9 protein-coding genes and 1 pseudogene are annotated in these 8770 nt (G+C 71.9%); 3 read left to right on the plus strand and 7 right to left on the minus strand.

Going from position 1 to position 8770, the window contains the following annotated elements:
- Nucleotides 1-12: 12 nt before the first annotated feature.
- A complete protein-coding gene (locus tag AOK23_RS27655) occupies nucleotides 13-834 on the minus strand; it encodes a hypothetical protein (RefSeq protein ID WP_055715338.1) in 822 nt (273 codons plus the stop codon).
- A 51-nt stretch (nucleotides 835-885) separates the two neighbouring features.
- Nucleotides 886-1533 (minus strand): peptide-methionine (S)-S-oxide reductase MsrA, encoded by a 648-nt coding sequence (gene msrA / locus AOK23_RS27660; RefSeq protein ID WP_055715339.1) that lies wholly within the window; start codon nucleotides 1531-1533, stop codon nucleotides 886-888.
- A 170-nt stretch (nucleotides 1534-1703) separates the two neighbouring features.
- On the opposite strand from msrA (AOK23_RS27660), the gene AOK23_RS27665 reads away from it, so the two are divergent.
- From AOK23_RS27665 to AOK23_RS27675, 3 genes are all read left to right on the plus strand, one after another.
- Entirely contained in the window at nucleotides 1704-2540 is an 837-nt protein-coding gene (locus AOK23_RS27665) for an MBL fold metallo-hydrolase (RefSeq protein WP_055715340.1), read from the plus strand.
- Nucleotides 2541-2637: 97 nt separating this feature from the next.
- Nucleotides 2638-2922 (plus strand): hypothetical protein, encoded by a 285-nt coding sequence (locus AOK23_RS27670; protein ID WP_055715341.1) that lies wholly within the window; start codon nucleotides 2638-2640, stop codon nucleotides 2920-2922.
- Between the two features lie 321 nt (nucleotides 2923-3243).
- Nucleotides 3244-3696 carry a DUF5707 domain-containing protein gene (locus AOK23_RS27675; protein ID WP_055715346.1) on the plus strand — a complete coding sequence of 151 codons (453 nt, stop codon included), beginning with the start codon at nucleotides 3244-3246 and terminating at the stop codon, nucleotides 3694-3696.
- Between the two features lie 188 nt (nucleotides 3697-3884).
- Here AOK23_RS27675 and AOK23_RS27680 read toward each other — a convergent pair whose 3' ends face one another.
- The 5 genes and pseudogenes from AOK23_RS27680 to AOK23_RS50380 form a co-directional block, all read right to left on the minus strand.
- Nucleotides 3885-4532, minus strand: coding sequence for a hypothetical protein (locus tag AOK23_RS27680; protein WP_055715342.1), 648 nt, complete (start codon nucleotides 4530-4532; stop codon nucleotides 3885-3887).
- A 35-nt stretch (nucleotides 4533-4567) separates the two neighbouring features.
- Nucleotides 4568-5233 carry a peptide-methionine (S)-S-oxide reductase MsrA gene (gene msrA / locus AOK23_RS27685; protein ID WP_055715343.1) on the minus strand — a complete coding sequence of 222 codons (666 nt, stop codon included), beginning with the start codon at nucleotides 5231-5233 and terminating at the stop codon, nucleotides 4568-4570.
- A gap of 90 nt (nucleotides 5234-5323) precedes the next feature.
- Nucleotides 5324-6421: a hypothetical protein gene (locus AOK23_RS27690; RefSeq protein WP_055715344.1), complete on the minus strand. Its 1098-nt coding sequence runs from the start codon at nucleotides 6419-6421 to the stop codon at nucleotides 5324-5326.
- Complete coding sequence (locus AOK23_RS27695; protein ID WP_055715345.1) at nucleotides 6418-8061, minus strand: M48 family metalloprotease; 1644 nt, start codon at nucleotides 8059-8061, stop codon at nucleotides 6418-6420. Before AOK23_RS27695 ends, AOK23_RS27690 begins: the two co-directional genes overlap by 4 nt.
- A 325-nt stretch (nucleotides 8062-8386) precedes the next feature.
- Nucleotides 8387-8770: pseudogene (locus AOK23_RS50380) on the minus strand (hypothetical protein); the annotation flags it as partial.

The raw sequence follows: 8770 nt of genomic DNA on the forward strand, positions 1-8770 counted from the left end.
CCCTCGGCGGCCCTAGAACACCCCCACCCGGCTCACCCCTTCCTCACCGACCCGCAGCAGTTCCTCGTGGCTGATCGTGAAGTCCCCGTTGCGCAGCGGCCCGCCGAAGTGGCGGCCCACGACCGTGTTCGGCAGAAAGCTCCGCAGCGCGTGCCGCATCGCGGGGTCGTGGTCGACGGGCGAACCCCAGCCGTCCGGCGCCGCGTCCGTGCCGAGGATCACCCAGTGGTCCGTGTCCACCAGCGCGTCCGGATCCGGCACGGCCCCGGTGTGGCAGTCGAGCGCGGGCAGCGTCAGCACATCGGGGTCGTGCGGCGGGTACCACATGAGCAGCGGCTTTGCCTGCGCAGCCTCCGCGTTGTCGAAGCAGCAGACGGCGATCGCGTGCGCGGGACAGCGTTCGGCGTAGAACGCGAACAACTCCGGGTTGAGCGCGGGCCGCCGGTGCTCCGGCACCTCGGCGAGCGCCGCCGGCACGGCACGCGGGTCACGGGCCAGGACCACCGTGTACACGTCGTGCTCGAACACCTCCACCGCCGGCCCCCGAGCCGCTCCCATCCAGGCGATCGAGTCGTCGACCATGCCCACGGAGACCGGCCGAACCGCGTCCACCATCCGTTCCAGCACGTCGGAACTGCGCCCCACGGACAGGAAGTTGCGTCGGCTCATCTGCCGCGCCGGCAGGTGCAGCAGCATGGCGTTGGGGCCGTCGGCGAGATTCGCCGCCGTGTTCTGGTAGCCGAGGACGTGGATCAGCCCGTGCTCGGGGTGGTGCAGCCGCCCGCAGTACAGGGTGGTGCCGGTGAACTCGGCCGGGGCCAGGGAGACACACATGCCGGAAAGCTATCGAACACCGTCGGCCGCCGATGGCCGTCTGCCGGCGCCTCAGGGCAGGGACACCCCGGTGCCGCCGGCCCCGCAGTAGCCTGCCGGGTCCCGGTGCAGGTACTGCTGGTGCAGTGCGCTCGCCGGATAGAACGGGTACTCCTCGGCCGGCACGATCGAGGTCGTGATCGCCCCGTGTCCGGCGGCGGACAGCGCCGCCTGATACCGCGCGCGGGTCGTCTCGGCGGCCGCGCGCTGCTCCGGTGAGTGCGTGAAGACGACCGAGCGGACTTGCGTACCGACGTCGTTGCCCTGGCGGAAGCCCTGCGTCGGGTCGTGCCCCTCCCAGAACACCCGCAGCAGCCGCTCGTACGACACCTCGGCCGGATCGAACACCACGCGTACCGTCTCCGCGTGCCCCGTGAGCCCGGTTCGCACCTCGTCGTCGACCGGGTACGGCGTGTATCCGCCCTGGAACCCGACGAGGGTGGTGCGGACGCCACCCGGCACCTGCCAGAACCGCCGTTCCGCGCCCCAGAAGCAGCCCATCGCGAAGGACGCGACCTCGGCTCCCTCCGGATACGGCCCGAGCAGGGCCGTCCCCAGCACGGCGTGCGTCTCGGGCACCTCGTACGCGAGCGCAGCCCGCCCCGGCGGCGCCTCCTCGGCCGTGGGCATCCGCGGCTCCCGGCCCCGTCCGAACAGCATGGGCAACCCCCTCCTCCGTAGCGTCGCGTCGTCATTCTGCTCCGAGCACGTGCGGTCATGGCAGCGGATGCGCCCGCGCTCGCACGGCCGGACGATGGAGGCGGGGAGCAACAGCGGAGGCATGCGGTCGCGACGATCACCCGCCGGGGGGTTTCAGAGGTGTGAGTGACATGCCCCTTCAAAAGGTCCGCCCGGGTACCGTGCACCGGCTGCGCCCGGACATCAGCGTTCTCGCCGACAGCCTGGAGGTGCCGGGCATCGGGCACATCCCGGTGAACGCTTTCGTACTGCTCGGCGCCGAACCCGTGGTCGTGGACACCGGGTTGGGGCTGCCCGACCGGAATTTCGTCGAGGCCCTCGGTACCGTGCTGGACCCGGCCGACGTCCGCTGGATCTGGCTCACCCACCCCGACCGCGACCACACCGGCGGGATCTTCGACCTGTTGGCGGCGGCCCCGAAGGCGCGGGTCGTGACGACGTTCATCGGCGCCGGGATCCTGTCCTGCGAGCACCCGCTGCCCCTCGACCGGGCCTACCTCGTGAATCCGGGCGAGACGCTCGACATCGGCGACCGCACCCTCACCGGGTTCCGTCCGCCGCTGTTCGACAACCCCGCCACCGTCGGCTTCTTCGACGACCACTCCGGTGTCTGCTTCAGCTCCGACTGCTTCGGCGCCCCGCTGCCGACCGCCGACCTCGCCCAGGCCGACGACGTCCGCGATGTCGCCGTCGAGGACCTGCGCACCGCCCAGCTCCTCTGGGCGACGGTCGACAGCCCCTGGGTGCAGACGGTCGACGTGGAGAAGTACCTCAGGACCTTCGACTCCCTGAAGGACCGCAAGCCCGACCTGGTCCTCTCGACGCATCTGCCGCCGGCCGCCGGCATCACCGGCACCATGCTGGACACGCTCGCCACCGCCCCGTCCGCGCCGCCCTTCGTCGGCCCGGACCAGGCGGCCCTGGAGCAGATGCTGGCGAGCTTCCAGCCGGACGGGGGCGGCCCCTGAGCCCGTGGCTCACGGGATCCATGGCCCCGGGCCGACGGCCACCGGGGCACGACGTGCCGGCAGAGGACGAACCCACAACGCAGTGAGGAGCTTGGAGATGTACGCAGCAGTGCGGCGGTACGAAGGGGTGACCGATCCGGCCGAGGCGGCACGTCTCGTGAACGAGGGGTTCGTGCCGCTCATGCGCCAAGTCCCCGGCTTCGTGGCCTACTACTGGGTCGACGCCGGGGACGGAGTGATGGTCTCGACCAGCGTCTTCCAGGACCGGGCCGGCGCCGAGGAGTCGATCTCCAGGGCCTCGGATTTCGTGCGGGACAACCTCGCGTCACTGCTTCCCGACCCACCCGAGGTCATGGCCGGCGAGGTGGTCGCTTCCGCGTGACAGCAGGGCAGCCGCCCGGACCCGCCCCCCGGTATGAGCGGTGAGCGGTCGGAGCGAACCCCGTAGAGCGCGCCGGCTGACGCCCGCCCGTCCTGCCCGGTCCGCTCGGATCAGCCGTCGGCCTTGGCGACGCCGGTCGGGCAGGACACCCCGGTGCCGCCGAGCCCTCGCTGTCATGTGCCCTGTGGGCGGCAACACCGGCCTACTCAACCTGAGTTGAGTAGGTGCGCTCATGTTCGGGCGGTCTCCGTGCGGCGAGTATCGGTGAAGCGGCGCAGTCGAGAAGCGCCGACCCGATACAGGACCTTTACGGAGATGCTCATGTCCCGACGTACTGCTCTGTCCGTGGCCGCCGGTGTCGTTGTCCTCGGTGGCGCCGGTGCCCTCACTCTTGCCTACGCCGGGGATCAGCCGTTGAAGCTGACGCACAGCACTGCCCGTTACACCGCTCCCGATGCCGACCGCGACGGATCGTTGACCTTCGACACCGACGTCACGGCGTCCGCCGGTGTCAAGAGCGTGAAGGTGCTGGCATGGCCGCAGCACTCGTCCTTCGCCAAGGACGAGCTGACCGCCAAGGACATGGCCGACGCGGAGTCGGCCGTCTGCAAGCCCTCCGGAAAGAACACCGTGCACTGCACGTACAGCGTCGAGGTCACCCGTTCCGACGCGAAGTCCTCCCCGCGCGGTACCTGGCACGTCGCCGTCCTGGCCACCGCCAAGGACGGCACGACGACCCTGGACAGGGAGGCAGCCGACTTCACCGTCAGGTAGCCCGGCCAGGCAGGTGACCGAGCGAGAGCGAGTGCGGACGACGGCGCGCGCGTGCCCGCACTTCCCCGGCAGCAGGAACCGGCTCTCCTTCGACGCCGCACTGCCGCTGCGGCTCCTTGTCCGTCGGCTCCGAAGCGGGCGCGATGCCCGTAGGGCAGGACGCCCCCAGTTCGTCTCGAACGGGGTACTCAGCTTGACCCCGGTGCCGCCGATGCCGCAGCGGCGTACGTGAGCAGGTTCGCGAAGCGCAGCCACGGGAGCAGGTACATGTTCAGGGGCGAATAACCAGGCCGGGTAAGGCCGCGGATGCTGTGGGCGGTGTCGGTCAGTTCCGCTGCGGCCGGGCGGTCGAGGCGGCCGAGGGTCTTGAGGTAGGACGAGGCGCAGTTATCGAGCCGGGCGTGCAAGTGGCTGAGTTGGCGTACGTCGATGTCGGGGGAGAGCGTCTCGTCGGGGTACGGGATGCGCTGGAACGCCGAGTGCCGATTCGCCACGGCGGCGATCAACCCCAGCCGGGAAGGGGGCGTCGAACTCGGCCAGCGCGGACCACGCAGAGTGGCCATGTCGGACGCTCGTGGGGTTCGGCGGCCAGCCGCCTTCTCCGCCCGGCGGCGGGCGGCGAGGACGGCCATTTCGGCAAGGTGCGCGGCTCGGCTCTCCTCCAGCGTGCCCAGCGCGCGCGACAACGCCGCGGAATCCCTTCGCAGATCGGGGGCGGGGCACGCCGTCGCGCTCAGATACGCCCAGGTCGCGTTGAAGCCGAGCGGGCCGTAGTCCCCGACGGCACACCTCAGCGCCGTGTGCCGTCGGACGAGCGGCAACCGCTCGTCACGCACTCTGCGGGCGTACGTTCCGAAGGCCACCCGTGACGTCAGCCGTCGGCCTTGGCGACGCCGATAGGGCAGGACACCCCGGTGCCGCCGATGCCGCAGTAGCCCGCCGGGTTCTTGTCCAGGTACTGCTGGTGGTAGCCCTCGGCGGGGTAGAAGGCGCGGCCCTCCGCCGGGAGGATCTCCGTGGTGATCGTGCCGTAGCCGGAGCCGGTGAGGACCTTCTGGTACGCCTCGCGGGACGCGGCGGCGGCCTTCTCCTGGGCCGGGGTGTGGGTGTAGACGGCGGAGCGGTACTGGGTGCCGACGTCGTTGCCCTGGCGGAAGCCCTGGGTCGGGTCGTGGGACTCCCAGAAGACCTGGAGGAGCCGCTCGTACGAGATGAGCGACGGGTCGTACACGACGCGGACGGCCTCGGTGTGGCCGGTGAGGCCCGAGCACACCTCTTCGTAGGTCGGGTTCTCGGTGAAGCCGCCCTGGTAGCCGACGAGCGTGGTCCACACGCCGGCGGGGAGCTGCCAGAACTTGCGCTCCGCGCCCCAGAAGCAGCCGAGGCCGAAGTCGGCGATCTCCAGGTGCTCCGGGTAGGGGCCGAGGAGCGGGGTGCCGAGCACGGTGTGCCGGTCGGGCACGGTGAACGGCAGCTCGGCGCGGCCCGGCAGAGCCTGCTCGGGGGTGGGCAGCTGGGGCGTGCGGCCGAAGAGCATCGTGACTCCTAGGAACGTGCGGGAACGAGCGGGCGGTACCTGGAGAACGCTCCGGGTACCGCCCGAATTCCGGTCGCCGAGGTGGCGCTGTCAGTCGGCGCTCTCCGCCGCCACCGCCTGCGCCGAGGCGTTGCGGATTCGGCAGTAGAACGCGGCCATCTCCTCCTCGCTGCCCCGGTAGCGCCACGGCAGCGCGTTGACGTGGCCGTCGACCAGCCTGAACTGTTCGAGCGCGGCGGCGTCGCGGTTCTGGAGGGCGAGGTAGTACGCGAGGAGGTGGCGCAGCTCCGGCAGGCGCGGGTGGGTCTGGTCGGCCGCGGCGGCGTCGGCGAGACCCGCGTCGACCCGACCGATCATCCTGGGCGTGCGGTCCACCTCGCTGTCGTCCGACTGGTCGTGCTCGAAGTGGGCGATCAGCGGCAGCACCGTGAGCAGGCTGCCCAGCGGCGCGTTGGCCGCCGCCCGCTCGGCGAAGTCCGTCGCCAGCTTCTCCGAGCCCCGCCACTTCGCGCACCAGTACTGGAGCGCCATGTAGTGCGCCTCGTAGTGGTGCGGGGCGCGGGCGGTGATCTCCGTCCAGAGCCGGTCCATCTCGGCGTGCGGGTAACCGAGCCCCAGGGCGACGGTGATCTCCGTGACGTACGGCGTGGGGTCGTCGGGGTTCAGCGCGGCGGCCCGCGCGATCTCCTCGCGGGAACGTTCCAGCATCCGGTGGAAGCCCGCGAACTGCTCGCCGGTCGTGTACGTGGCGCGCTTCGCGCCCCGCATCTGCCCGCCGAGGATCACCGTGCTGCGGGCGCGGACGACGGCCGCGTCCGGGTCGTCGGGCCGGTCGGCCTCCCAGGCGAGCAGCCACTCGTCGTCGTCGGCGGCGATCCCGCCCAGCAGGCCGGTCGCCCAGGAGCGGCGGTCCCAGTCCCGGCCGATGTCGTGCAGCAGCTTCGCGGCGGCCTTCCAGTCGCCGCCTCGCACGGCGGCGAGCGTCGCGTCGACGCCCGTCGGCAGCGGACCGGCGTACTTGGTGTTCTGCCGTTCGGCGGGAAGCAGGCCCAGCGCCTCGGCGGCGTCCGGGTCGGCGTCGCCGCCGCTGGGGCGGAAGAACTCCTTGAGGAACACCCCGGCCAGCCACAGACCGATCAGGAGGGTGGGCACGGCCAGGACGGCCAGTATCCACAGCAGTACGGTCATCGCGGGGCGTCCGTTTCTCGCGCGGCGGGGCCTTGGGGAGCGGAGGGCAGCAGCGCGCGCAGCGGCCCGGTGTCCGGGTGGTCGGCGACCGCCGCCCCGATCGCGGCGCCGAGGTCGGCCTCGGAGCCGTCCGGTGCGGACGGCAGGTGCACCATGGCCGCGTCCGCCCAGGAGAACTCCCAGCGCAGCCGGGAGTGGGCGCTCAGCTCGGCGAGCACCATGGTCTGCAGCCCGTCCGCCAAGGCGGGCCGGACGAACTCTCGGAAGGCCCGCCCCTTCGCCTCCGCCGCCTGGTCGGACACCGGCAGCCGCCGCGCCAGCTGCCACAGCTGACCGTCGTCGATCACCTTCAGCAGTCCCCGCAGGGACGGGTGCTCCTTGGTGTACATCGCGAGCGCCCGGTGCAGGGCGGTGTCCGCGGAGACGAAGTTCGCCGCCATCGAACCGTCGAGCAGTTCCTGCCAGTCGGCGGCGCGGGCGAACCGCAGCACGTCGTCGGTGAGGACCGCGTCCTCCAGTTCCGCCAGCGTCCGCTCCGGGTCCGCGAGCAGCGTCAGCGCGGCGCCCCTCGCCTCGTCGGCACGGCCGTCGGCGGGCAGCGCCTCGATCCGCGCGACACGGTCGGCGATCGGCGGGTGCGAGTCGTACGGCGACGACGGCTCGCTCGGCAGGTCGCTGCGCAGCCCGACGAGTTCGAGCTGGCGGGCGGTCAGCATCCGGCCGAACCCGCCGAAGAACTCACCGCGCGGCGGCAGCAGCCGGGCCTCGGAGCCGAGCGTGGCGTAGCTGTTCATGTAGAACCCGAACGCGGCGGACAGCGCCGGTATCTCGCGCAGCGCCGAGGCGGTGGCGTCGCGTCCGGCGATCCGGGCGGCCGCGGCGTCGGCGGCGTACTCCTCGCGGCGTGAACCGGCGAGCGTGGCCCGGAAGTAGAGGTGGGCGTAGGCGACGTAGATCCGCGCCATCAGCCGATACGTGAAGCCCGAGTGGCGGGTGTCGATCTCCTTGGTCTTCTTGCCTTTGGCCGCGGCCTTGGCGTTCTTCTTCTCCTGCCGGGCCTGCTCGCGTCCGGCGGTCTTGTCGGCCCGCTCCTCGAACGTGTCGATGGTGCGCAGCACCTGGGCCCGGCCGCGCGCGGTGATGGCCGCGAGGCGGGTGTCGGAGTTCGAGTAGTGGCCCAGCTCATGGGCGAGGACCCCGCGCAGCTGCGCCTCGGTCAGGCCCTGCAGCAGCGGTACGCCGAGGTAGAGGCGGCGCGGGCCGGGCAGCAGGCCGAGCAGCCGGGCGTCCTCGCTGACGGCGGCGTTGACCTCGGGCGTCAGCAGGATGCGCGTCGGGGCGCGGGTGCCGACCTGGTCGGCGAGCTCCCGCACGGTGCGCCACAGCGCGGGCTCGTCGGCGTCGGTCACCGCGAGGCCGGGCCGCTCCTCGCCCTTCGGGGTCCGCAGCATGAACAGGCCGCGGATCAGCGGGAGGGCCAGGAGTACGGAGACCACGTACAGCTTGAGCGCCACGCCGGACGGCGCGTGCAGGTACAGCAGATAGTCGGCGCCGGCGAGCGCCGCGAGCAGGATGACGCCGAGCAGATAGAAGCCGGCGAGCAACACGAGAGCGCGCACTGCGCGCAGGGTTGCGCCCATCGGGCAGTTTCCCCCCACGGTGTGATCGCGAACGATCACAAAATCAACTAAATCGGTTGGCCTGGGACGTGTCCATGACCAAGAGGTGAGGGGGCGGAGTATTTCTCACGGGATGTGAGGGTGGCAAGGCCTTACTGGAGGGGCCGCAAAGGGGTGTGCGGCTTCCGCGGCCGGGCGTGCGGCAGGCGGGGCGGCGTGGGCCGGTGGGGCGAGGCGGTGTGGTCCGGGCGAAGTGGGCCCGGTGGGGCCGGGCGGTGTGGTTCGGGCGGAGAGAGCCGGTGGGGCCGGGCGGCGCGCGCGGGGGCGCGCGGCCCGGCCCCGGGCGTCAGTGCAGCAGCGTCGCCGGGCTGCCGCCGTTCGCCTCGTAGCCCGCGACCGCCAGGGCCCGGTATATCGCGTAGTCCGAGGCGGGCTCGGAGGCGAGCGTCCAGGGGAGGGCGCCCACATGGCCGTCGACGTGCACGAGCTGGTTCATGGCCTCGGCCCAGCGCTCGGCGCGGACCAGGAAGAAGATCAGCAGATGGCGCACATGCGCCAGCATCGGGTCGTCGGGCCGCGCCGAGTGCACCGCGTACAACGCGCCGTGCATCGCCTTGGTGACGACCTCGCTCTCGTAGAAGCCCTGCACCACGATCACCTCGGGCAGGTGCTCGAACACCGCGAACAGCGGCATCGCCGCCAGCAGCGACCCCTGCGGCGCGCGCGCCGC

This window comes from Streptomyces torulosus (assembly GCF_001419765.1).
GTDB lineage: Bacteria > Actinomycetota > Actinomycetes > Streptomycetales > Streptomycetaceae > Streptomyces > Streptomyces torulosus.